We start from the raw sequence: 21,913 nt of genomic DNA, 5'->3' as shown, positions 1-21,913 counted from the left end.
AGAATACAAGAAAAGAGTTATTGCTTTTTTTCTATTCAATCAGTGAATAATTAAATTTTTATAAATTTTAAAGCTGTTTTTCTAAAATTTGATAAAATAAATTTATTTTCGTCTTCAAAATAATAACAACATATAAATACTATTTCGGATGAATATTCCTTCAGAATTAAAATATACAAAAGATCACGAATGGATCAAGATTGATGGAGATATAGCTACAGTAGGAATTACTGATTTTGCGCAAGGTGAATTAGGTGATATCGTTTATGTAGAAGTTGAGACAGTTGGTGAAGAGCTGGAACAAGAAGAAGTTTTTGGAACAGTAGAAGCTGTTAAAACAGTTTCAGACTTATTTCTACCATTAACAGGAGAAATCACAGAATTCAATGAGACTTTAGAGAGCGATCCTGAATTGGTTAATAATGATCCATATGGTGATGGTTGGATGGTAAAAATTAAAATCGCAGACGCATCTCAAATAGATGATCTTTTATCTGCTGATGGGTACAAAGAGCTTATCGGTGCGTAGATATTTGCTTGTGCTAGCGGTATTGTATACCTGTGTGATAACTTGGTTATCTTTAGCAAAAGTTTTTATTCCAATTGATATTAAGGTTGAAGGAGGCGATAAAATCGGACACTTTTTAGCATATTTTGTATTTGCAATTGTTTGGTTTTTACCTTTCTTTTTTTCAAGAAAGCAACCAATGAGTTTTTCAAAGAGTTTATGGTTATCAGCTGTTTTTGGATTCCTGTTTGGATTGTTAATGGAATTTTTTCAAGCTGTACTAACAAGCTACAGAAATTCTGATTGGAATGATGTTTTAGCAAATACTTCTGGCATTATTTTGGCAGTAATAGTAATGGTAGTGCTTAAAAATAAATTAGTTAGCTTTAGGATGAAAGTGTCGTAAATATTGATTTTATGGCGTTTTACAAGTCTTACGAAGTAGATAAGATGTGTGTTTAAAAGTTAAAAAATGGATTTTTAGGTTTACATTTTTACGTTTAATTGGAAATTACAAAAGAAATTAGCTATTTTAGCAATCATATAATAACATTGTAGTATGGAACCGAAGAAAAATCCGAAAGCAGATTTGACCAAAAAAAGTGCCTTGTTTTTACAATTGGGACTAATTTTAGTTTTGTTTGTCACTTGGCAAAGTATAGAGTGGAAAACCTATGATAGAAGTAATATCGACATAGGTCAAGTTAACCTTGATGAATTAGAGGAAGAGGAAGTTCCTATTACTCAAAATTTAAATACTCCACCACCACCACCTCCACCACCACCAGCACCAGAAATTATTGATGTTGTTGAAGATGAAGAAGAGGTAGAGGAAACTATTATAGAATCTACGGAAACTAATCAGGAAGAAGAGATTGTTGAGGTAGAAGAAGTAGAAGATGTTGAAGAGGAAGAAGAAATTGCGGACGTTCCTTTTGCTGTAATTGAAAACGTACCAGTTTTTCCAGGTTGTGAAAAAGAAGCTGGTAATACTGCAAAGAAGAAATGTATGAGTGATAAGGTTAAGAAATTTGTTAACCGTAAATTTAATACAGAATTAGGAAGTGAACTAGGTCTTTCTGGAGTGAACAGAATTTATGTTCGTTTTAAAATTGATAGAACCGGTAAGATTGTTGGTGTTCAAGCGAGAGGACCGCACCCAAGATTAGAAAAAGAAGCTCAAAGAGTTATAAAAATGTTACCTAAAATGACACCAGGTAAGCAAAGAGGTAAAGCAGTAGGTGTACTGTATTCTTTACCGATTGTTTTCCAGGTTCAGGATTAAGTAAATAATATATTTTATATAAAACTTTCATTATAGTTTAATGAAAGTTTTTTTTGTGCCAAATTTTTAAATAAAAGCATTTTACAGGATAATATTTTTGCCATTCCTAATACTTATATCTAATAAGGTATAACCAAATAATTATTGTATTGAATATATGAATAAGAAGGAGTTAAAATACGCATCAAAATATGTGTACTGTTTATTAATGATGTTAATCATTTTTAATGTTGATTTTTTGTATGCTAAAAGATATCAGGTAAAAAATGATACAATCAAAATTGAAGCTGCAAATTACATTTCATTTGATGATGTGAATATGGCTCCGGTGTTTGCTGGTTGTGGTAAATGGGAAGAGGTTTGTGAACGGCGTAATTGCTTTGGTCGTTCCGTCTTGAAATTGGTGAGAAAACACATAGAAAGAGGTTTCGATAAAGAAAAAAAGTATGTTTCTGATCCATTACGAACTACAATTCAATTTGTTATTGATACTACTGGGGCTGTAAATAAATTTAATATATCCGGAGATGATGAAGTAATGAATAAATATGCTGGAATTGCGATTGCTAAATTATCAAAAACTTCGAGAATACGTCCTGGAATCCATCAAGGAAAACCCGTTGCAGTGTTCTATGAATTAAAAATAATAGCGAAAACATCAAATAATAAGAAAAGTAATAGAAATTTTAACATACAAAGAGACTTGGGAAAAGACTATGAGAAGGATTTTGAAGAATTGGTGTTTGATAATCAGGTAATACATCCTGAATGTGGAGAAACAGGAAATGAAAAAAAAGATAAACAATGTCTAAATGAAAAGGTTAAAAAGTTTATTAATAGAAATTTTGATGTAAAGATTGCCAAAAATCTAGGTTTACAAGGTGTTAATAGAATATATGTTCGTTTTATTATTAGTAAATGTGGAAATATTATTAATGTGGAATCCAGAGGACCTCACCCCACATTAGAAAAGGAGGCAATTAGGGTGGTGAAAATGCTACCAAAGATGAGGCCTGCAAAATTGGATGGAGATAATGTAAATGTATTTTATTCTTTGCCTATTGTATTTTCTGTTAAATAGTGGAAGGACAGCATATAAAAGTATGATTTTGGACTGAATTAGATTTTTTTTGGTATGCTTGTTGTGTTTAGAATTAACTGTAACGTTAAAACTAAATAATATGAGTAACAAGCATGATGCTAATGTGCGAAAGGGTACATTGGTAAACTTTCAGATTGGACTTGTAGCAAGTCTATTATTCACTTATGTGATGTTTGAGGTGTACACCTCGCAGCCTATCAATAAAGCTTCAGATAAAGAAGTAGTTTTAGAAGATGAATCATTTGTTTGGGATGGAGCATTCGAGGTCTATCAAGAGCCTGAGCAAAAAGTGGTTGCGCAAAAGAAGCCTGTACCTATTCCAGATCCGACGGATTTTGAAGTTGTAGAAGATGATGTGACTTTAGACGATGTAACAGAAGAGTTTAAGAATGAAGAACCTGAGGAGACAACTTCATTTAATCCGGATGCAATAGAGGATAAGGAAGAGGAGGAAATTCCTGAGAATGTACCTTTTTCAGTAGTAGAGGATGTGCCTATTTTTCCTGGTTGTGAACGCTTAAAAACGAATAAAGAAAAAGCAGCCTGTTTTTCTGAGAAGATTAGTAAAATCATTTCTAGAAAATTTAATACGGGTATAGGGAGTGATTATGGACTTAGTGGAGTGCAGAGAATATATGCTTTATTTGATGTGGCAGCAGATGGTACGATTCAGAATATACAAGTAAGAGCGCCACATCCAAAACTTAAAAAAGAGGCAGAGAGAGTAATTCGTTTATTTCCAACAATGACTCCTGGAAAACAACGTCAAACACCAGTGACGGTAAAATATCAATTGCCTATAGTATTTAAGATTCAGGATTAAATATAGTTGATATATAATATGAGAATCCCGTTACGATAAGCGTAAACGGGATTCTTTTTTGGTATGCTTGTTGATCCAGATTTTAATTGTAACGTTAAAACTAAATAGTATGAGTAACAAGCATGATGCGAATGTACGAAAAAGTACATTGGTAAACTTTCAAATTGGGCTTATAGCAAGCCTATTATTCACTTATGTAATGTTCCAGACATATACTTCTATTTCTGTTGTAGATCCTCCTGATATTGCCTCTAACGAAAAGGAAGATGTAAGTTTTACAATGGATGTTTTTAAGGTCGAAGAAAAGACTAAGAAAAAGATTGTAGTTAAAACAAAAACGATAAAAGAGCCGGATTGGACAAAGCTAAAAAAGGTCGATGATGATATTGTTTTGCAAAAGTTTAAAAAAGCACTAATCGAAGAAGGAGGTGATTCAAACTCTAAAGAAGTTCCGGTTGATTCTATTTCTGATGTAGTTGATAAAGAGAAAATTATTTATGACATTGATAAAGTTGCAATAGCGCCTATTTACCCAGGATGTGAAGGTTTAAGTACTAATGATGAAAGAATATCTTGTCTTTCTGGTAAAATTAAACGAATCGTTTCAAAAAAATTTAATGCTGATTTAGGAGCAATTTATGGTCTTAAGGGTTTGCAAAGGATTCACGTTCAGTTTCAAGTGGATAAAAATGGTGTTATAAATGAGGTTATGGTTAGAGCGCCACACCCGGCTTTAGAAAAAGAAGCAAGAAGAGTAGTGAAAAAATTCTCGAATATGAGACCTGGGAAGATAGGAAAAGAGCCTGTTAAGGTTAAATATATTTTACCAATTACATTTAAAATTCAAAATTAAGTTTTAAAAACCCATTTGTCTTGGATAGATGGGTTTTCTTTAAAAGTGTATTTTTTCTAAAAGTTAATCTTGCTTCATAATTAGTCTTTTAATTAAGGTTAAATGACTATGTTAAGATAAAACAGTTGTTAAAAGGTGAATTATAAATAGTTATAAGTTGTCTATAATCCATTTAAGGCATATCTTTGCACAACTTTTTTAAAAAGACATTTAGTTAACGTGCAAAATTTGAGTATAACCCAAGTCGATACTGCCAAAGTTTCTGTTATTCAGGATTTTAAAGAGATCACTAAAATGCGTTTGGCATTAAGTGTAGTGTTCTCCTCTGTAGCTGGTTATCTTTTAGGAGTAGATACTATTTCTTGGAGTACACTGGTACTTTTATCAATAGGAGGGTATTTTATGGTTGGAGCTTCTAATGCCTTTAATCAAATTATAGAGAGAGATTTAGATGTTTTAATGGATCGGACTAAAAATAGACCTATTCCATCTGGAAGAATGTCTGTTAATACTGCGTTTATTATAGCTGCGGTTTTTACTATTTCTGGTATTTCTGTGTTGTATTTTATTAATCCTCAAACAGCAATGTTTGGTGCGATTTCTATATTTATTTATGTAAGTCTATATACCCCTTTAAAAACTAAAACCCCTTTATCTGTGTTTGTAGGCGCTATTCCTGGTGCTATTCCGTTTATGTTAGGTTGGGTTGCAGCTACTAATGATTTTGGAATAGAACCTGGCACCCTGTTTATGATACAATTTTTTTGGCAATTTCCTCATTTTTGGGCAATAGGTTGGTTCTTGTTTGATGATTATAAAAAAGGAGGTTTCTTTATGTTGCCTACCGGTAAAAGGGATAAAAGTACAGCAACGCAGATTGTTATATATACTGTTTGGACAGTAGTAACTTCACTAATACCAGTATTTGGTGTTACTGGCAAATTATATATTACTCCTGTTTCGGGAGTTTTGATACTAATATTAGGAGCTTTTTTATTGCGATATGCAATTCGTTTATATAAAGTCAGAGATGCTAAAACAGCAAAACAATTAATGTTAGCTAGTGTGTCTTATATTACATTGTTGCAGATTATATATGTAGCAGATAAATTTATTCGTGCATGGATTTAACCCAAGGAACAACAAGCGAAAAACAAAAAAGAGCAAAAAAGACCATGATGTGGTTTGCTATGATTAGCATGACCATGACATTTGCTGGCCTTACTAGTGCTTATGTAGTAAGTAAAACAAGGGAAGATTGGTTAACGGACTTAGTTTTTCCAAATGCTTTTATTTTAAGCGTATTGGTAATTATAACTAGTAGTATATCCTTTTTTCTTTCCAAAAAGGCTATTGATAATGAAAACCGAGGTTTAGCAACATTCTTATTGTTAGCTACATTTGGTTTAGGAGTGCTGTTTGTTTTTATGCAGTTTCAAGGCTTTGAAGATATTATGTCACAGGGTTATTATTTTACAGGGCCCTCTGCGAATATTGTTCCAACTTTTTTGTATATCATTGTAGTATTACATATAGTTCACGTAATTGTTGGGCTACTAGTACTTTTAGTCGTAATTTATAATCATTTTAAACAAAAGTATAAAAGAGGGCAAACCCTTGGTTTAGAACTTGGTGCTATGTATTGGCATTTCGTAGATGTTTTATGGGTTTATCTCTTTTTATTTTTATATTTCGTGAGATAATAAAATTGATTACTTTTGTGGAAAATTTAACAATACCAAATTCTTTATATGGAAACAGCTGTTACTAATACAGGTACAGAAGGTAAAACTTGGGGCGGAGGCAATCAACCACTCAAGGCGAGTTATGGTAAGATGATGATGTGGTTTTTTATCCTGTCTGATGCGCTTACATTCTCTGGGTTTCTTGCTGCTTACGGTTTTTCAAGATTTAAATTTATTGATTCATGGCCAATAGCGGATGAAGTGTTTAATCACTTCCCGTTTCTTCATGGTGTAGATGCACCGATGTACTATGTTGCATTGATGACATTTATCCTGATATTTTCTTCTGTAACTATGGTGCTAGCAGTTGATGCAGGTCATCAAATGAAACAAAAGAAAGTGATACTATATATGTTCCTTACTATTATTGGAGGAGCTATTTTTGTTGGTTCACAGGCCTGGGAGTGGAAAAACTTCATTAAAGGAGAATATGGTGCTATCGAAACAAAAGGTGGTCAAATACTGCAATTTGTTGATAAGGATGGACATAGAGTTGCATTGCACGATATTGCTGTCGTAGATAATCACAAGGAAAGACTGCAACACGAAAGTAAATTGGGTGTTTGGTACGATAAGGAAGGAACACTACCTACATATACGGTTGATGAGATCAGAGCTGGCTTTTCTAAAAGAAGTGACCTTCTGATAAGAACACAGATACTTACTGAAAAAGGAGAAAAAACAATATTATCTAGAGAAGAGTCTTTACGAAGATTAAATACGGATGCTGTTGGTGTTGTAGAAGGAGCTAACCTAGTTCATAACGAATATGGAACACCATTATTTGCTAACTTCTTTTTCTTTATTACTGGATTTCACGGATTTCACGTATTATCGGGTGTTGTAATTAATATCATCATATTTTTTAATGTGATTTTAGGAACATACGAAAGAAGGAAGAACTATGAAATGGTCGAAAAAGTAGGTCTTTATTGGCACTTTGTAGATTTAGTTTGGGTATTTGTATTTACATTCTTCTACCTAGTTTAATAATTAAAAGAATTTATAATAGATATTATGGCACACGATACAGCACATCACGAATCGAATACGGCTAAAATCTGGAAAGTATTTATTTTATTATCTGTAGTTACGATAGTAGAAGTAATTTTGGGAATTATTAAACCCGCATTTTTAATAGAAACTACGGTAATTAGTATGAAATTGCTTAATTGGATTTTCATAATTCTTACAATATATAAAGCGTATTATATTACTTGGTCTTTTATGCATATGGAAGGTGAAACTAAAGGTTTGCGTAGAGCGGTAGTATGGACAGCAGTATTCCTTATCAGTTATTTAATATTTATATTATTAACAGAAGGTGATTATATTTATGAAGTATTTAAAGCTGGACACAAAAGCTGGGACTTTTAATTTAAAATCCGTTTGTGTTTTTAAGTTAAAAGCATAATAAAAGATAGTAAAAGACGGTTGTTTTCAGCCGTCTTTTTTATTTTTGTAATCGAAGTAAAGTAAACGATTTAATGAAAAAATTTTTAGTTCTTGGAATACTGTTTATACTACCAATAGTGATGTATCTGTTTTTTGCTTCAGCAGTTGATAATTTTTCTAAACTTCCTGTGCTAAAAGAGTCTATAGGAAATTTGGACGATTTTGAAAGCCTTACAGGAGAACAAATTACATTAGAAGATAAGATTACAATATTAGGTTTTTTTGGAGAAGATATTCAGGATAAAAAAGGAAATGTTTTTAATTTAAATCAAAAGATTTATAATAAAAATCGCGAATTCAGGGATTTTCAATTAGTAATGGTATTGCCATATGGTAGCGAGAATGCAGTAAAAGATCTTTTAGAAGAGTTAGATGACATTACTGATGTATCCGGTTGGAAATTTGTTTTCGGAACGCCTGAGAGTGTACAACGATTGTTTAAAGGACTTCAGACGCCTTATAAACTCAATCAAAAAAATGCTTCTAATTTTGTTTTTATTATAGATAAGAATGTAAATCTAAGGGGTAGAGAAGAGAATCAAGAGAAAAATGAATTAGAGGTTTATGGGTATGATACGAGTTCTGTTGCTGATTTAAATAATGTAATGGTTGATGATGTAAAAGTTATTTTAGCTGAGTACCGTTTAGCTCTTAAGAAATATAAAGCAGATCGAAAAGAAAAATAAAGGATGAAAAAATATTCATATGTAGGTATATCATTTATAATTTTGATTTTTGGGATCATTTTTATTCCTAAAATTGTAAATAGAGTAAAAGATACTTCTATTGTTAAAAATGATAGAATGAGTGCTGATAATCCTGTGGCTAATGAAAAGCTTTCATACATAAAGATTAATGGTAAGCCTAGAAAAGTTCCAGAATTTGCATTTTTAAATCAAGATAGTTTACTAATTACTAATCATGATTATAAAGGAAAGGTGTATGTAGTAGACTTTTTCTTTACCAGCTGTCCTACTATCTGTCCAAAAATGAGTCGCAATCTGGTTTATTTGCAAAATAAACTTAAAGATTATCAAAATTTTGGAGTTGCATCTTTTACGATTAACCCCAAAAGAGATACACCACGGATTCTTAAAAAATATGCAGAGAATTATGGGATAGTGAATCCAGACTGGCATCTGCTTACAGGAGAGCGAGAAGATTTATATGAATTGGCTAATGCTGGTTTTAATATTTATGCCGCAGAAAACCCAGAGGTTCCAGGAGGATTTGAACATAATGGATATTTTGCACTAATAGATCAAGAAGGTTACATTAGATCGCGTTATGATGCTTCGGGCAATCCTATCATTTATTATCGAGGAACTATCGGAGTTGAGGAAAAAAAGGACGAAAACGGAGAAGAAGAACAGGTAACGGTCCTATTGGAGGATATTAAAAAGTTATTAAAAGAAAATGAGTAAAAGTACTTCTGAGGTAGAAAAAAAATATAATAAATGGATTATTATATTGTCAATCGTAATACCGTTAGCTGTAGCAGCTCTATTTGGTGTAAACCTTCGTAAATTGGGTTATGATGTTGAACCACTTACCTTTTTACCACCAATTTATGCGAGTATAAATGGATTGACTGCTGTGGTTCTTATAGCAGCACTTTGGGCTATTAAAAATAAGAAGTTACAATTACATGAAAATCTCATGAAATTTGCGATTACATGTTCAGTCTTGTTTTTAGTAATGTATGTAGCATATCATATGACAAGTGATTCTACAAAGTTTGGAGGAGAAGGATTGATTAAATATGTTTACTATTTTATATTAATTACACATATAGTTTTATCTATTGTTGTGATCCCATTTGTTTTAATAACATATGTTAGAGCTTTGGCTAAAAACTTTGATAGACATCGAAAAATTGCAAAAATTACATTTCCGATATGGTTATATGTAGCAATTACTGGGGTAATAGTTTATTTGATGATTTCACCATATTATACGTAAATTTAAAAGTCTAATTGATCATATTCACTTAGGTAATATTTCAAAATGAGAACAAAAATATTCTACATATTAGTTTTATTGTTATTCTTTACAGTTTCAATGGATGCGCAATGTGCTATGTGCAGAGCGGTATTAGAAAGTGAAGAAGGGCAAAACACGGCTAAAGGAATTAACAATGGAATCGTGTATTTAATGATTGTTCCTTATGTTCTTATTGGAGTTGTAGGGTACTTCATTTACAGAAATAAAAAGAAGCCGATCAAAGACTGATTTTATTTTAATTTTTCTTGATTTTAAATCTTTAACATATTCATAACATATTGAAGTGTAACGAATGTGGTGTAGGAGAAGTCTTATGGTATAAGACTACACTAACCAATTTAAATTATTTCTAGAGGGGAGACTAGAAATTCATCAATTATAATGTATTACACCGTATAGTGTAAGTCTTGTTTTAAATTGAAGCTGGCATCATTTGATGTCTATTAAATCTTAATCTAGTATTATGATTGAAATCAAAGACTTACATAAATCTTACCAAATGGGAAGCAATTCCCTTCATGTCCTTAAGGGAATCAATTTTAATGTTAAAGAAGGTGAGCTTGTAGCTATTATGGGATCCTCGGGTTCTGGAAAATCTACGTTGCTTAATATTCTTGGAATGTTAGATGAAGCGGATACAGGAAGTTATTTTTTGGATAACATTCCTATTAAAGACTTGAATGAAAAAATAGCAGCTAGGTATAGGAATAAATTCTTAGGGTTTATATTTCAATCATTCAATCTTATTAATTATAAAAATGCACTAGATAATGTAGCAATGCCATTGTATTATCAGGGTATTAAGAGAAAGGAAAGAACAGATAAAGCACTTCACTATTTAGAAAAAGTTGGTTTAGCAGATTGGGCAACTCACCTTCCTAATGAATTATCAGGAGGACAAAAACAACGTGTTGCAATCGCTAGAGCCTTAGCTTCGGAACCAAAAGTTTTATTAGCGGATGAGCCAACTGGTGCACTTGATACAAAAACTTCCTATGAAGTAATGGAATTGATTCAAGGAATTAATGATGAAGGAAAAACCATTTTGATTGTTACCCATGAAGAAGATATAGCTCATATGAGTAAGCGAATCGTAAATCTTAAAGATGGTCTTATCATAGATGACGGAATAGTAGAACAAGTAAGAGCAAATTCATATGTTTAATATAGAGCGTTGGCAGGAAATATTTGATACCATTGCCAAGAATAAACTACGTACTTTTTTGACTGGACTTTCTGTTGCTTCAGGAATATTTATCCTAGTAATTCTTCTTGGAGTAGGCCAAGGTATGCAAAACGGAATTTCACAAGAATTTGAGGGAGATGCATCCAATAGTATTTGGGTTTGGACAAGACCAACTTCTGTTGAGTATAAAGGGTTAAATCCAGGTAGATTTTTTAGTATGACTAATGAGGATTTTGATTTTATTCATAAAACTAATGAGGATGTTATAGAGTATGAATCTTCTAGAGTTAGAATATGGAGTTCAGTTATTTCTTATAAAAAAGAATCTGGGAACTATAGGATAGAAGGGATTTTTCCTGGTTTTCAGTTTATAGAAAACCAATCAATGGTTTCTGGTAGATTCATTAATCAGCAAGATATTAATGAAAAAGGCAAAATTGCAGCCATTGGTAATAAAGTAAAAGAAGCTTTATTTAAAAATGATGAAGACCCTATTGGGAAATATATAAAGCTTAATGATATTCCGTTTAAAGTAGTTGGGGTTTATACGGATAAAGGTGGTGAACGTGAAGAAGAACAGGTTTCTGTTCCATCGACCACAGCTCAACAAGTATTTAACAGAGGGCAGAATATTAATAATCTATCATATACCTTAAAGCCTGAAAAAGATTTTGAAACGGCGGTTGCTAAGTCCGAAGAGTTCGTTGCGACGATAACTACTTATCTGAAAAACAAACATATAATTGCACCTACGGATGAAAGAGCTATCGGTATAGGTAATTCTTTAGAACAAGCCAAAAGATTTTACAGCCTGATTTTTATGATTAAAGCCTTCTTTTGGTGGGTAGGAGTATGTACGATTATCGCAGGAGTGGTAGGTGTAAGTAATATCATGCTTATCATTGTTAAAGAACGAACTAAAGAAATTGGTATTCGAAAAGCGATTGGAGCTATGCCTTCTTCAATAATAGGTATGATCTTACACGAGGCCATATTTGTGACTGCGATTGCAGGATTTACTGGATTGATCTTCGGATTGATCTTGTTAGAGTTGTTAGGGCCAATGATCAAAACAGATTTTATATCCAGTCCGTCCGTGAATTTTAATGTTGCTTTGACGACTGTATTTATATTGATTTTTGCAGGAGCAATTGCGGGTTTCTTCCCAGCGTGGAGAGCAGCAAAAATTAAACCTATTGTAGCACTTAGAGACGAATAATATGTTTAACAGAGATCGATGGAATGAAATTATAGAGGCGCTGACAGCGAATTGGTTTAGAACTTTACTTACCGCTTTTGGAGTGTTTTGGGGGATTTTTATACTTGTTATTTTATTAGCAGCAGGTAAAGGTTTGGAAAATGGTGTTAAGCGCGGTTTTGGAGATATAGCGACTAATACGATGTTTATGTGGACTCAAGTTGCTTCTAAGCCATATAAAGGATTACCAAAAGGGAGAAGATATAATTTTAAGATAGGAGATGTTGGCTCTATTAGAGAAAAGGTTCCTGGATTGAAATATATATCACCCAGAAACCAATTAGGAGGTTTTGGTGGGACAAACAATGTTATTAGAGGTCTTAATGCAGGTGCATTCAATGTATATGGAGATTATCCAGAAATAATTAATCAAGATCCAATAACAATTACTTCTGGCAGGTTTATTAACTATGGTGATATAGATAATAATAGAAAAGTAGCAGTAATTGGAGAAGGAGTGAAGAAAGAGCTATTTAAATTTGGGGAAGAACCAATAGGAGAGTATATAAAAATACAAGGAGTAAGTTTTATGGTAATTGGAACTTACATGAAAAAATCTAATAATGGAGACCGTGAACAAGGTCAGAAAGAGATATTTGTTCCTTTTACTTCTTTTTCGCAAGCTTTTAATCGTGCAGATAATGTCGGTTGGATGGCAATTACCGCAGAGGATGATAACTCAATTACAAGTCTTAAAAAAAGTATTATCGATGTTGTGAAAACGAATCATACAATTCACCCAGAAGATAATAGAGCAGTTGGAAATTTCGATTTGTATGAAGAATTTAGCAAAATTAATGGACTTTTTATAGCACTTAGGGGAGTAGCATATTTTGTTGGAACTTTAGTGTTGTTGTCTGGGATCATTGGAATTAGTAATATTATGCTGATTGTAGTAAAAGAGAGGACCAAAGAAATTGGTATTCGTAGAGCTTTGGGAGCGTCACCTTGGTCCGTGCGAGGGCAAATATTATTAGAATCTATTTTTCTAACAATCATATCAGGAATGACAGGTATTGCTGTTTCTACAGGTGTTATATTTTTGGTAAATAAACTGTTAGAAGGAATGCCGGCAAGTGATGAAACCATGTTTGCTAATCCTAGTGTGGACCTTACAGTGGTTTTCGTAGCTTTGTTAATTTTAATTTCTAGTGGGCTGTTAGCAGGTTTGGTACCAGCGCAAGTAGCTATAAAAACTAAACCAATAGATGCTTTAAGAGCAGATTAAATGTAAAATCAATCAAATTTACTGTTACAATAGTAAAGAATCAATAAATACTGAAAATGAAAAAAACAATCACTGTTATTATTTTGCTTCTCATTGTAGTTATATTCGGAGGGGCCTTGTATTATTTATATCAAAAAAACCAAGAAGATCCTGTTACCTATAAAACAGAGCAGAGCACGACAGAAACAATCATAAAAAAAACCGTTGCAACCGGAAGTATAGTTCCTAAAGAAGAGGTTTTAATAAAGCCAAACATTTCTGGAATAATAGAAGAAATTTATATCGAGGCTGGTGATCAGATTAAGTCAGGAGATTTAATAGCTAAAATTAGGGTGATTCCTAATGTATCTTCTTTACAGAGTGCTAAAAATGCAGTACAAACTGCAAAAATAGACTTAGACAATCAAGAAAAAGTTTTTAATCGTCAGAAGGAACTATTTGATAAAGGAGTAATATCGGCGAATGAATTTGATGGCGCAGATGTTACATACAAACAATCAAAACAGAACTATGAAGCTGCTCAACAGAATTATCAGATTGTAAGAACTGGTACTACCAGAGGTCTGGGAAGTGCGGCAAATACCTTAATTCGTTCGACTGTTACAGGTATGATTCTAGAGGTTCCTGTAAAAGAAGGAAATCAGGTTATAGAGTCTAATAACTTTAATGATGGAACTACAATTGCCGCGGTTGCTGATGTAGGTCAGATGATTTTTGAGGGTAATGTTGACGAAAGTGAAGTAGGAAAAATAAAAGAAAATTTACCTTTAGAAATAACGGTAGGAGCCATAGAGAATAAAAAATTTGATGCGGTTTTAGATTATATTGCACCAAAAGGGAAAGAAGAAAATGGAGCAATTCAATTTGAAATAAAAGGAACTTTAAATAAAAAAGACACAACTTTTATAAGAGCTGGATTAAGTGCTAATGCATCCATAATTTTAGCAAAAGTCGATAGCGTGATGGCTTTAAAGGAATCACTTATCCAATATAATCCTAAAACCCAAAAACCTTTTGTAGAAGTTGCTATAGGAGAGCAAAAATTTGAAAATAGAGATGTAGAGTTAGGTGTTAGTGACGGGATTAATGTTGAAGTAAAAAGTGGAATTACCAAAGAAGATAAGATCAAAGTTTGGAATCAAATTAAGAAGCCAGAGTTTGGGAATTAATTTTTTTTAACAAAAAGTGTAACAATAACAATCAATAGTATACAAATAGGTATTGTGAAGTAAACTAAAAAACTTTATTGTTTTTGGTGAGCCTCCATTCTGACCTCTTAAAATAAAGAAAAACGGATGAAAGTTAAAATTTCAATTATTTGCTGTATCCTTCTTGGGATGATCGCTACGCAAGCACAAGAAAAAAAGTGGACTTTAAGGGAGTGCGTAGAATATGCTTTAGAAAATAATATTACAATTAAGCAATCTGCACTTAATATCGAAACTGCTGAGATAGATAAATTAGCGGCAATAGGAAATTTTGTGCCTACAGTTAATACCTCGGCTAGCCTTTCTTCAAACACAGGAGCCAATATTAACCCAGTAACCAATACTTTCGAGAGTAATACATTTACATCCTTAACAGGTGGTGCTAATTTAGGGCTTACTTTGTTTGATGGTTTACGTAATTTTAGACAGTTACAAAGAGCTAACATGAATAAGTTATTAAGTCAGTATAATTTAGGTAAATCAAAAGATGATATTGCATTGTTTGTTGCTAATAGTTATTTGCAAGTTTTATTAAATAAAGAATCTTTAAAAGTAATAGAGAAACAACATGATATTACTTTAGAACAACTTAAACGTACCAAAGATTTAGTAGATGCAGGTGTGTTGCCACAAGGAGATCTATTAGAAATAGAAGCTACTTCGGCAGATGAATTAACGCGTATTGTACAGGCAGAAAATGCAGTATTAATTGCTCGCGTTGGACTAGCGCAAACATTGTTAATTAAGGATTATGAGAAGTTTGATATCGCAGAACAAGAATATCTAATTCCTTCAGCATCTATTCTAAATAAATCAATTGAAGAAATCAGATCTAGTGCTAGAGGAGCTAGATATGAAGTTCAAATAGCTGAACAAAATAAATTAATTGCTGAAAAGGATTTACAGATTGCAAGAGGAGCATATTACCCAACCTTAAGTGCATTTTTTGGATATAATACAAGATGGGCTGATAACGATTTTTTTGATAGAAGTCTTGTGAAACAATTGTATGAAAATGATGGTTTTTCTTATGGTTTACAATTAAGCGTTCCTATTTTAAATAGATTTTCGTCAAGAGTAAATGTAAAAAGGAGTAAGGTTAATGTAAAACAGACAGCGTTTCAATTAGAGCAAGCAGAATTAGATCTTGATAGCAATGTGTATCAGGCATATTTAGATGCCAAGGGATCCGCAGAAGCGTACGAAGCTTCTCTAGTTGCAGTAAAAGCTCAGGAAAGAGCATATGAATATGCTAAAGATAGATACGATGTAGGAAGAACTAATGCCTTTGATTTTAGTCAATCAAAGTTTAGATTAGAAAATGCACAAAGTAATGAGGTGCAGGCAAAGTTTGATTATATATTCAAAATTAAAGTGTTAGAGCTTTATTTTGGGATAAAAATAGCAGATATTAAATTGTAAATAAATAATGGTCTATTTGGGCTGTTACCCAAAAGATCGTAATTTCATCCAATAGAATTAATTTTTTAAAGTAAGCCATGAGTAGAAAAACTTTACTAATCATATTAATAATTGTTGTCGTTTTGGTTATAGGACTGGTCTTTGGTAAAAAGGCAGGATTGTTTGGTAAAGACGGAAACTTGAAAGAAGTTGAAATATCGACAATTGAAAAACTTGATATTATTGAAACTGTTTCTGCAACAGGAAAAATTCAACCTGAAGTGGAGGTTAAGTTATCCTCTGAGGTGTCGGGTGAAATAATTGATTTACCAATTAAAGAAGGGCAACAAGTAAATAAAGGAGATCTGTTAGTAAGAATTAATCCAGATATTATACAGTCAGGATTGAATAGGTCTCAGGCAGCTTTAGAAAATACGAGAGCTGGTTTACGACAGGCAGAAGCAAGTCTTAAAGAAGCAAAGCTAAGTTATGATCGTAACAAAGAGCTGTTTAATAAAGGAGTTATTTCTAAAGCAGAATGGGATAGTTCTGTTTCTGCATATGAGGTGGCAGAAGCAGCAAAGCAGTCAGCTTTTTATAGTGTAAAGAGTTCTCAAGCTACTGTAAATGAAGCAAAAGATAACCTTAGTAGAACAACTATTTATGCTCCTATGAGCGGAACCGTTTCTAAACTATCCGTAGAATTAGGGGAGCGAGTGGTAGGAACACAACAAATGGCAGGAACAGAAATAGTAAGAGTTGCTAATTTAAATAATATGGAGGTTGAAGTAGATGTTAATGAAAATGATATTGTAAAAATATCCTTAGGTGATTCTACTATAGTTGAAGTTGATGCATATCTTAAAAAGCAATTTAAAGGGTTAGTTACAGAAATAGCAAACTCTGCAGAAAGCACATTGAGTGCAGATCAGGTGACTAATTTTAAAGTAAAGGTTCGTATTCTTGAAGAATCATATAAAGACTTAATAAAAGATAAGCCAGAGAGCTATTCTCCTTTTAGGCCAGGTATGACTGCAACAGTAGATGTTATTACTAATAAAAGAGAAAAGGTTATAGGTATTCCTATTAGTGCTATAGTTATAAAAAGTGATACTTCTAGTAATGTAAAGAGATCTTACACAAAAGAAAAGTTGAAAGAATCTGATGAGAAGTTCGAATGTGTGTTTGTGAAAGATGGAGGAGCTGCTAAATTAAGAGTGATAAAAACGGGAATTCAAGACGATAGTAATATAGAAATCACAGAAGGTTTAGAAGTTGGAGAAGAGGTAATTATAGGTCCTTATAATGTTGTGACTAAAACACTAAAAACAGGTGATAAAGTATCTTCTAAAAGCGATAAGAAAGAGACGACTAAAGAATAATATAATTAAAGGTATCTTTGCGTAAATTTTTTTAAAGATGTCTTATATTCTTTGTTTAGAAACTTCTACAACTAATTGTTCTGTCGCTTTGTCTAAAGATGGTAAAGTGATTGCTTTTAAAGAAGATTACGACACTAAATATTCTCACGCGGAGCGTTTACATCAGTTTATAACAATTGTCATAAAGGAAGCTGGGATAGCTTTGGATAAACTTGATGCAATTGCAGTAAGTAAAGGACCTGGTTCTTACACTGGCCTTAGGATTGGTGTTTCCGCAGCTAAAGGCTTATGTTTTGGCTTAAATATTCCTCTAATATCTGTTAGTACATTAAAAGGGCTTGCATTACAAGTAAAATCAACAGAATGTTTTATTATTCCTATGCTGGATGCAAGGAGAATGGAAGTGTATTCCGCAGTTTTTTCAAGTGATTATAAACAAGTGCGAACTATTGAAGCAGAAGTACTTTCGGAGGACTCTTTTAGTATGTATTTAGAAAATAAACAAGTATATTTCATAGGTAATGGTGTTGCCAAGTTCGAAGAGATTTGTAGTCATAAGAATGCTAAGTTTATAACAGACAAATTACCATCTGCAGTAGAGATGGGAATCTTAGGATATACTAAGTTTTTAGAAGAGGATTTTGAAGATGTTAGTTATTTTGAGCCTTATTACTTAAAAGACTTTGTCGCAGGTTAGAAAGTCTTTAATTATTGTGATAAGATATAATAAACAAAAAAGCCATCTAAACAGATAGCTTTTTATTATTTACTCTAAATCATTAAAGTTTTATTTTTTCTAAGGTGTTTTTAATTTCTTCGACTTCTAGTGCTTAGAAGGCTTCTCGAAGGATTACCATCCATATTTTTTAGTGCATTATATCTGGAAACAAGGCGAATTAAATCTTCTTCCTTTCTAACCTTTATCTTTTCCTTTTTCATATAGGTTTTTAACTCTTCTTCTTTATCGCCAAGAGCAGCTAAAACCTTCTTTTTATTCATTGGAAGTTCCATGATAACACCACGTTCTTCTAGATAGTACTTGGTTTTTATCTGAACCTTTCCTGGGGTAGCTGTACCACTAGCTGAACCTCTTTTGTCAGGTTTGGTGATTTTTACATTATACTTTTTATATATTCTGTATTGTTCATTTAGCTCAACAAGAACATAATATCCAGGTCTTTTTAGACCACGCTGTGTCTTAAAGTTGCAGTAGTAATAATAATCTCCATCTATCCTAGCATGAGCTGTAGGATTTTTTACGAGCTCAAATAATTCAGAACCTTTTTTATGTTCTAAAGCATCATTATATGCGTTGTAACGGAGCTTAGTGTCAAATGTTCCAGACTTTTCATCTATGACGCTTGCATCTTTGTATTTAAGGCTCTTAAATATAGAACCATCATACTCATCAAAAGTAGTAACTCTCTTCGCCGGTTTTAATAAAGATTGCGGTAATTGTGCAAATAAAACCGGGGACATTATTAGAAATAAAAATTGTAATATTTTTCTCACGGTATATTGATTTAGGTGAATTAAATTTAATGAAAAGGGAGTTTAAATGCAAAAATATAAGTTTTAATACATAATTTTTATTGATTCTTCAATAGAATAACATTTTTAACCTCATATCAATTAGAAATATTGAATTTTATTAAAAAATTAGCATCGTTTTTCTGTGGTAAAACAGTAAAAAATGAACGAAAACGATATTAATTTGTAAGAAAATACTTCAGATAAAAAGCTAAAAGCTTGATTTACTTATTGAAACAAACATTGCGGGAGACTATAAAAATAGGATTGAATTAATAATATGTTTTTTTGAAAAAAATTAAATTTTTGATAATTGAATGAATAAAATAGATTCATAACTTTTTAAGAAGGTATATAAAAAGCATCTCATAAATTATGAGATGCTTTTTATAATATAGAAAGTAATTAATTATTTTATTTCGAAAGAAATCTTTAAAATTACTCGATACTCTTTAATTTGATTGTCATCAATAATCATTTTTTGATCAGATACCCAAGCAGATTTGATGTTTTTAACTGTTTTACTAGCTTCTTTGACACCATTTCTAGCTGCATCTTCCCAACCTTTTTCTGATGATGCTATTACTTCTATTACTTTAACAATTGCCATTTTAATAATTTTTTGGTTAATATTTTATAAAAGAGTCTCTAATATACAAGATACTTTGTTCTTTTTTTAATATTTACCGCTATTATTTTTATGGTTTTTTCGATATCATTAAAGATTATTCGATAAACTACCCATTTATAGCTTCTACAAATGCTACTTTGTCTTTTAGCATTTCTTTTAGCATATTTTCTATACCATTTTTTAATGTAAAAGTAGACGATGGACATCCGCTACAAGCTCCTTGTAAAATTACTTTTACACCTTTACTTTCTGGATCATAAGAATCGAACATAATGTTACCTCCATCACTAGCAACAGCGGGTTTAATATATTCTTCTATAATATTTACAATATCTTTAGAGGTGTCATCTAGTTTTTCAAAATCGGCCTCGGCCTGTTTCTCTACTTGACTTTTTGATGCAGTAGCATTTTCAGATAAAACTTCTTTACCTTCTTCTAGATATTCTCTCAAGAATTCTCTTATCTCTAAAGTAATATCATTCCAGTCTGCCATATCGTACTTATTAATTGAGATATAGTTCTCATCGATATATACTTCTTTTACGAAAGGGAAATGAAATAATTTTTCTGCAATAGGAGCTTCTTTAGTATCATCAATACTTTTAAATTCATGCCCAGTTGTAACTAATTTTTTATTTGCTACAAATTTAAGTACAGCAGGGTTAGGTGTACTTTCTGCATAAATAGTAATAGGCACTTTTTTAGTAGCAGAAGTTTCGTTTATAATAGGTTGCCCGCTATTTAAATATGTTTTTATTTGTTCTGCAACTTCGTCTTGTACATCACCCCATTCTACAATATCAAATTTATCTATCGCAATAAAATTTTGAGCAATAAATACTCTTTTTACAAAAGGAAGGTAAAATAACTGCTGCGCCAAGGGAGAATTTTTGGCGTGATCTATATTTTCAAATTCATAGCTAGTATGTTGCGTTAAAAAGTAATTAGCCTCAAACTTTATAATACTTGCATTAGAAGTTGGTTCTATTTTTATTTCAAAAATCTTTTCCATAATCTAATTTTTGGCAAATTTACTAAAAAGTAATTCCATATGGAGTAGGGTTTATAAGATTAAGAATGTTTTAATACTGGGCTTTAAAGATATGTTCTTGTAAAAATTTATATATTTGAAGCTGGCAAGAAATAATATTTTAATTTGGGAAAAGAAATATTAAAGCCCCACAATATAAGCAGGATTAAATAGTTTATATTGAAATAATTAACCTAGTTTTTCCTTTTTTTTAAACCTAAAGCCTCTAATGAATTTGAAGAAATATTATTTGTTGTTTGCTATACTGACCTCACAACTTATTTTTTCTCAGGAAGGAATTCCAGTTTATGCAGATTATCTTTCTGACAATCTATATTTGGTTCATCCATCTATGGCAGGAGCTTCTAATGCGAATAAAATAAGACTTACTGCTAGAAAACAGTGGTTTGATGTAGATAATGCGCCTAGTACGCAATCGGCTAACGTTAATTTTAGAACTGGTGATAAAGTCGGTCTAGGAGCTATTGTATACAGAGATGAGAATGGACGTTTCTCACAAACAGGGGTATTTACGACTTTTGCGTATCATTTATTGTTTTCGAGAGATCGAACTGATCTTAATATGTTGTCTTTTGGGATTAGTGGAGCTTTTATACAGTCTAATGTAGACGAAAGAGGGCTAGATGATCCATTAGATCCTGATCCTGTAATTATTGGAAGAGAACAAAAAAGTGGATATTTTAATTTAGATGTAGGAATGTCCTACCATTATCTTGATTGGTATGCGCATTTTACGGTTAAGAATATTTTACCTTCTACCAGAGAAATCTTTGACAATGCTAATAATACTATCCTAGAATCGAATAACCAGAGAAGGTATATCTTTTCGGTAGGATATGTGTTTGGATTATCAAATGGTCCTTGGAGCTTAGAACCATCAATTTTATATCAATCAACGGATCAAACTAAAGAAAGTACGATAGATGGAAATTTAAAAGTATATAGAAGATTTGGGGAATTAGCCACATTGTGGGGAGGATTGTCGTATAGAAGAAGTTTTGATGGAGCAGAATTTTCTCAAACAGGTGCAGAAATTGAAAGTCAAAAACTTCAATATGTTACGCCTTTTATGGGGATTAATTATAAAAATTGGATGGTGGGGTATACCTATAGTTATCAGGCTAATTCTGTTGTTTTAAGTAATGGAGGTTTTCATCAATTGACATTGGGATATGACTTTGGTAAACGAAAAGAAAGATGGAATTGTCATTGTCCTGCAGTTAACAATTAGGAATATTTACATTGATAAAAAACAAAAAAGCA

At 32.0% G+C, this 21,913-nt stretch carries 25 protein-coding genes; 22 read left to right on the top strand and 3 right to left on the bottom strand.

Annotation, left to right across the window (positions count from 1 at the left end; genetic code table 11):
- Positions 1 to 148 precede the first annotated feature (148 nt).
- From gcvH to tsaB, 21 genes are all read left to right on the top strand, one after another.
- Positions 149 to 529, top strand: a complete 381-nt coding sequence (gene gcvH, locus NMK29_RS17910; RefSeq protein ID WP_027393449.1) for a glycine cleavage system protein GcvH — start codon at positions 149 to 151, stop codon at positions 527 to 529.
- Positions 522 to 914: a VanZ family protein gene (locus NMK29_RS17905; RefSeq protein WP_159092119.1), complete on the top strand. Its 393-nt coding sequence runs from the start codon at positions 522 to 524 to the stop codon at positions 912 to 914. Before gcvH ends, NMK29_RS17905 begins: the two co-directional genes overlap by 8 nt.
- 153 nt (positions 915 to 1,067) lie before the next feature.
- Entirely contained in the window at positions 1,068 to 1,793 is a 726-nt protein-coding gene (locus NMK29_RS17900) for an energy transducer TonB (RefSeq protein ID WP_027393450.1), read from the top strand.
- Positions 1,794 to 1,950: 157 nt separating this feature from the next.
- Entirely contained in the window at positions 1,951 to 2,874 is a 924-nt protein-coding gene (locus NMK29_RS17895; protein ID WP_108802223.1) for an energy transducer TonB, read from the top strand.
- A gap of 100 nt (positions 2,875 to 2,974) precedes the next feature.
- Positions 2,975 to 3,718 carry an energy transducer TonB gene (locus NMK29_RS17890; RefSeq protein ID WP_108802222.1) on the top strand — a complete coding sequence of 248 codons (744 nt, stop codon included), beginning with the start codon at positions 2,975 to 2,977 and terminating at the stop codon, positions 3,716 to 3,718.
- 109 nt (positions 3,719 to 3,827) lie between these two features.
- Positions 3,828 to 4,571, top strand: coding sequence for an energy transducer TonB (locus NMK29_RS17885; RefSeq protein WP_108802221.1), 744 nt, complete (start codon positions 3,828 to 3,830; stop codon positions 4,569 to 4,571).
- A 228-nt stretch (positions 4,572 to 4,799) separates the two neighbouring features.
- On the top strand, positions 4,800 to 5,702 hold the full coding sequence (gene cyoE, locus NMK29_RS17880; protein ID WP_108802327.1) for a heme o synthase: 903 nt from the start codon (positions 4,800 to 4,802) through the stop codon (positions 5,700 to 5,702).
- Positions 5,693 to 6,274, top strand: a complete 582-nt coding sequence (locus NMK29_RS17875) for a cytochrome c oxidase subunit 3 (RefSeq protein ID WP_108802220.1) — start codon at positions 5,693 to 5,695, stop codon at positions 6,272 to 6,274. Before cyoE ends, NMK29_RS17875 begins: the two co-directional genes overlap by 10 nt.
- Positions 6,275 to 6,322: 48 nt before the next feature.
- Complete coding sequence (locus tag NMK29_RS17870) at positions 6,323 to 7,306, top strand: cytochrome c oxidase subunit 3 (RefSeq protein WP_108802219.1); 984 nt, start codon at positions 6,323 to 6,325, stop codon at positions 7,304 to 7,306.
- Between the two features lie 27 nt (positions 7,307 to 7,333).
- Entirely contained in the window at positions 7,334 to 7,693 is a 360-nt protein-coding gene (locus tag NMK29_RS17865) for a cytochrome C oxidase subunit IV family protein (protein ID WP_027393456.1), read from the top strand.
- A gap of 110 nt (positions 7,694 to 7,803) precedes the next feature.
- The gene (locus tag NMK29_RS17860; RefSeq protein ID WP_108802218.1) at positions 7,804 to 8,457 is read left to right on the top strand and encodes a hypothetical protein; all 654 of its coding nucleotides are present in this window, start codon (positions 7,804 to 7,806) and stop codon (positions 8,455 to 8,457) included.
- 3 nt (positions 8,458 to 8,460) lie between these two features.
- Positions 8,461 to 9,195: an SCO family protein gene (locus tag NMK29_RS17855; protein ID WP_108802217.1), complete on the top strand. Its 735-nt coding sequence runs from the start codon at positions 8,461 to 8,463 to the stop codon at positions 9,193 to 9,195.
- The gene (locus NMK29_RS17850) at positions 9,188 to 9,733 is read left to right on the top strand and encodes a DUF420 domain-containing protein (RefSeq protein ID WP_108802216.1); all 546 of its coding nucleotides are present in this window, start codon (positions 9,188 to 9,190) and stop codon (positions 9,731 to 9,733) included. The genes NMK29_RS17855 and NMK29_RS17850 overlap by 8 nt, the downstream gene beginning before the upstream one ends.
- Positions 9,734 to 9,778: 45 nt before the next feature.
- Positions 9,779 to 10,003, top strand: coding sequence for a hypothetical protein (locus NMK29_RS17845; RefSeq protein WP_108802215.1), 225 nt, complete (start codon positions 9,779 to 9,781; stop codon positions 10,001 to 10,003).
- Positions 10,004 to 10,238: 235 nt separating this feature from the next.
- The gene (locus NMK29_RS17840) at positions 10,239 to 10,940 is read left to right on the top strand and encodes an ABC transporter ATP-binding protein (RefSeq protein ID WP_027393461.1); all 702 of its coding nucleotides are present in this window, start codon (positions 10,239 to 10,241) and stop codon (positions 10,938 to 10,940) included.
- On the top strand, positions 10,933 to 12,180 hold the full coding sequence (locus tag NMK29_RS17835; protein ID WP_108802214.1) for an ABC transporter permease: 1,248 nt from the start codon (positions 10,933 to 10,935) through the stop codon (positions 12,178 to 12,180). Before NMK29_RS17840 ends, NMK29_RS17835 begins: the two co-directional genes overlap by 8 nt.
- A 1-nt stretch (position 12,181) precedes the next feature.
- Complete coding sequence (locus NMK29_RS17830; protein WP_108802213.1) at positions 12,182 to 13,447, top strand: ABC transporter permease; 1,266 nt, start codon at positions 12,182 to 12,184, stop codon at positions 13,445 to 13,447.
- A 56-nt stretch (positions 13,448 to 13,503) separates the two neighbouring features.
- Positions 13,504 to 14,616, top strand: a complete 1,113-nt coding sequence (locus NMK29_RS17825; RefSeq protein ID WP_108802212.1) for an efflux RND transporter periplasmic adaptor subunit — start codon at positions 13,504 to 13,506, stop codon at positions 14,614 to 14,616.
- A gap of 126 nt (positions 14,617 to 14,742) precedes the next feature.
- Positions 14,743 to 16,077 (top strand): TolC family protein, encoded by a 1,335-nt coding sequence (locus NMK29_RS17820; protein ID WP_108802211.1) that lies wholly within the window; start codon positions 14,743 to 14,745, stop codon positions 16,075 to 16,077.
- A 77-nt stretch (positions 16,078 to 16,154) separates the two neighbouring features.
- On the top strand, positions 16,155 to 17,438 hold the full coding sequence (locus NMK29_RS17815) for an efflux RND transporter periplasmic adaptor subunit (RefSeq protein WP_108802210.1): 1,284 nt from the start codon (positions 16,155 to 16,157) through the stop codon (positions 17,436 to 17,438).
- A 37-nt stretch (positions 17,439 to 17,475) separates the two neighbouring features.
- Positions 17,476 to 18,135, top strand: a complete 660-nt coding sequence (gene tsaB / locus NMK29_RS17810; RefSeq protein WP_108802209.1) for a tRNA (adenosine(37)-N6)-threonylcarbamoyltransferase complex dimerization subunit type 1 TsaB — start codon at positions 17,476 to 17,478, stop codon at positions 18,133 to 18,135.
- Between the two features lie 110 nt (positions 18,136 to 18,245).
- Here the strand turns inward: tsaB and NMK29_RS17805 are convergent, their stop codons facing one another.
- The 3 genes from NMK29_RS17805 to NMK29_RS17795 form a co-directional block, all read right to left on the bottom strand.
- On the bottom strand, positions 18,246 to 18,950 hold the full coding sequence (locus NMK29_RS17805) for a hypothetical protein (protein ID WP_159092118.1): 705 nt from the start codon (positions 18,948 to 18,950) through the stop codon (positions 18,246 to 18,248).
- 427 nt (positions 18,951 to 19,377) lie between these two features.
- Positions 19,378 to 19,578 (bottom strand): dodecin family protein, encoded by a 201-nt coding sequence (locus NMK29_RS17800; RefSeq protein ID WP_027393469.1) that lies wholly within the window; start codon positions 19,576 to 19,578, stop codon positions 19,378 to 19,380.
- A 127-nt stretch (positions 19,579 to 19,705) separates the two neighbouring features.
- Positions 19,706 to 20,611 (bottom strand): NifU family protein, encoded by a 906-nt coding sequence (locus tag NMK29_RS17795; protein ID WP_108802207.1) that lies wholly within the window; start codon positions 20,609 to 20,611, stop codon positions 19,706 to 19,708.
- 247 nt (positions 20,612 to 20,858) lie between these two features.
- Here NMK29_RS17795 and NMK29_RS17790 point away from each other — a divergent pair, with 247 nt between their 5' ends.
- Entirely contained in the window at positions 20,859 to 21,881 is a 1,023-nt protein-coding gene (locus tag NMK29_RS17790) for a type IX secretion system membrane protein PorP/SprF (protein ID WP_108802206.1), read from the top strand.
- Positions 21,882 to 21,913: the final 32 nt, after the last annotated feature.

The sequence above is a fragment of the Aquimarina sp. Aq107 genome (assembly GCF_943733665.1).
GTDB lineage: Bacteria > Bacteroidota > Bacteroidia > Flavobacteriales > Flavobacteriaceae > Aquimarina.
Note: the sequence above shows the minus strand (reverse complement) of the source record. Positions and strands in the feature narration are given on the sequence as shown.

Excerpts from the sequence above, each read along its gene's own strand:
- gcvH (WP_027393449.1), top strand. The coding sequence starts at position 149 with ATGAATATTCCTTCAGAATTAAAATATACAAAAGATCACGAATGGATC.
- NMK29_RS17900 (WP_027393450.1), top strand. The coding sequence starts at position 1,068 with ATGGAACCGAAGAAAAATCCGAAAGCAGATTTGACCAAAAAAAGTGCC.
- NMK29_RS17895 (WP_108802223.1), top strand. The coding sequence starts at position 1,951 with ATGAATAAGAAGGAGTTAAAATACGCATCAAAATATGTGTACTGTTTA.
- NMK29_RS17890 (WP_108802222.1), top strand. The coding sequence starts at position 2,975 with ATGAGTAACAAGCATGATGCTAATGTGCGAAAGGGTACATTGGTAAAC.
- NMK29_RS17885 (WP_108802221.1), top strand. The coding sequence starts at position 3,828 with ATGAGTAACAAGCATGATGCGAATGTACGAAAAAGTACATTGGTAAAC.
- NMK29_RS17875 (WP_108802220.1), top strand. The coding sequence starts at position 5,693 with ATGGATTTAACCCAAGGAACAACAAGCGAAAAACAAAAAAGAGCAAAA.
- NMK29_RS17870 (WP_108802219.1), top strand. The coding sequence starts at position 6,323 with ATGGAAACAGCTGTTACTAATACAGGTACAGAAGGTAAAACTTGGGGC.
- NMK29_RS17865 (WP_027393456.1), top strand. The coding sequence starts at position 7,334 with ATGGCACACGATACAGCACATCACGAATCGAATACGGCTAAAATCTGG.
- NMK29_RS17860 (WP_108802218.1), top strand. The coding sequence starts at position 7,804 with ATGAAAAAATTTTTAGTTCTTGGAATACTGTTTATACTACCAATAGTG.
- NMK29_RS17855 (WP_108802217.1), top strand. The coding sequence starts at position 8,461 with ATGAAAAAATATTCATATGTAGGTATATCATTTATAATTTTGATTTTT.
- NMK29_RS17850 (WP_108802216.1), top strand. The coding sequence starts at position 9,188 with ATGAGTAAAAGTACTTCTGAGGTAGAAAAAAAATATAATAAATGGATT.
- NMK29_RS17845 (WP_108802215.1), top strand. The coding sequence starts at position 9,779 with ATGAGAACAAAAATATTCTACATATTAGTTTTATTGTTATTCTTTACA.
- NMK29_RS17840 (WP_027393461.1), top strand. The coding sequence starts at position 10,239 with ATGATTGAAATCAAAGACTTACATAAATCTTACCAAATGGGAAGCAAT.
- NMK29_RS17835 (WP_108802214.1), top strand. The coding sequence starts at position 10,933 with ATGTTTAATATAGAGCGTTGGCAGGAAATATTTGATACCATTGCCAAG.
- NMK29_RS17830 (WP_108802213.1), top strand. The coding sequence starts at position 12,182 with ATGTTTAACAGAGATCGATGGAATGAAATTATAGAGGCGCTGACAGCG.
- NMK29_RS17825 (WP_108802212.1), top strand. The coding sequence starts at position 13,504 with ATGAAAAAAACAATCACTGTTATTATTTTGCTTCTCATTGTAGTTATA.
- NMK29_RS17820 (WP_108802211.1), top strand. The coding sequence starts at position 14,743 with ATGAAAGTTAAAATTTCAATTATTTGCTGTATCCTTCTTGGGATGATC.
- NMK29_RS17815 (WP_108802210.1), top strand. The coding sequence starts at position 16,155 with ATGAGTAGAAAAACTTTACTAATCATATTAATAATTGTTGTCGTTTTG.
- tsaB (WP_108802209.1), top strand. The coding sequence starts at position 17,476 with ATGTCTTATATTCTTTGTTTAGAAACTTCTACAACTAATTGTTCTGTC.
- NMK29_RS17800 (WP_027393469.1), bottom strand. The coding sequence starts at position 19,578 with ATGGCAATTGTTAAAGTAATAGAAGTAATAGCATCATCAGAAAAAGGT.
- NMK29_RS17795 (WP_108802207.1), bottom strand. The coding sequence starts at position 20,611 with ATGGAAAAGATTTTTGAAATAAAAATAGAACCAACTTCTAATGCAAGT.
- NMK29_RS17790 (WP_108802206.1), top strand. The coding sequence starts at position 20,859 with ATGAATTTGAAGAAATATTATTTGTTGTTTGCTATACTGACCTCACAA.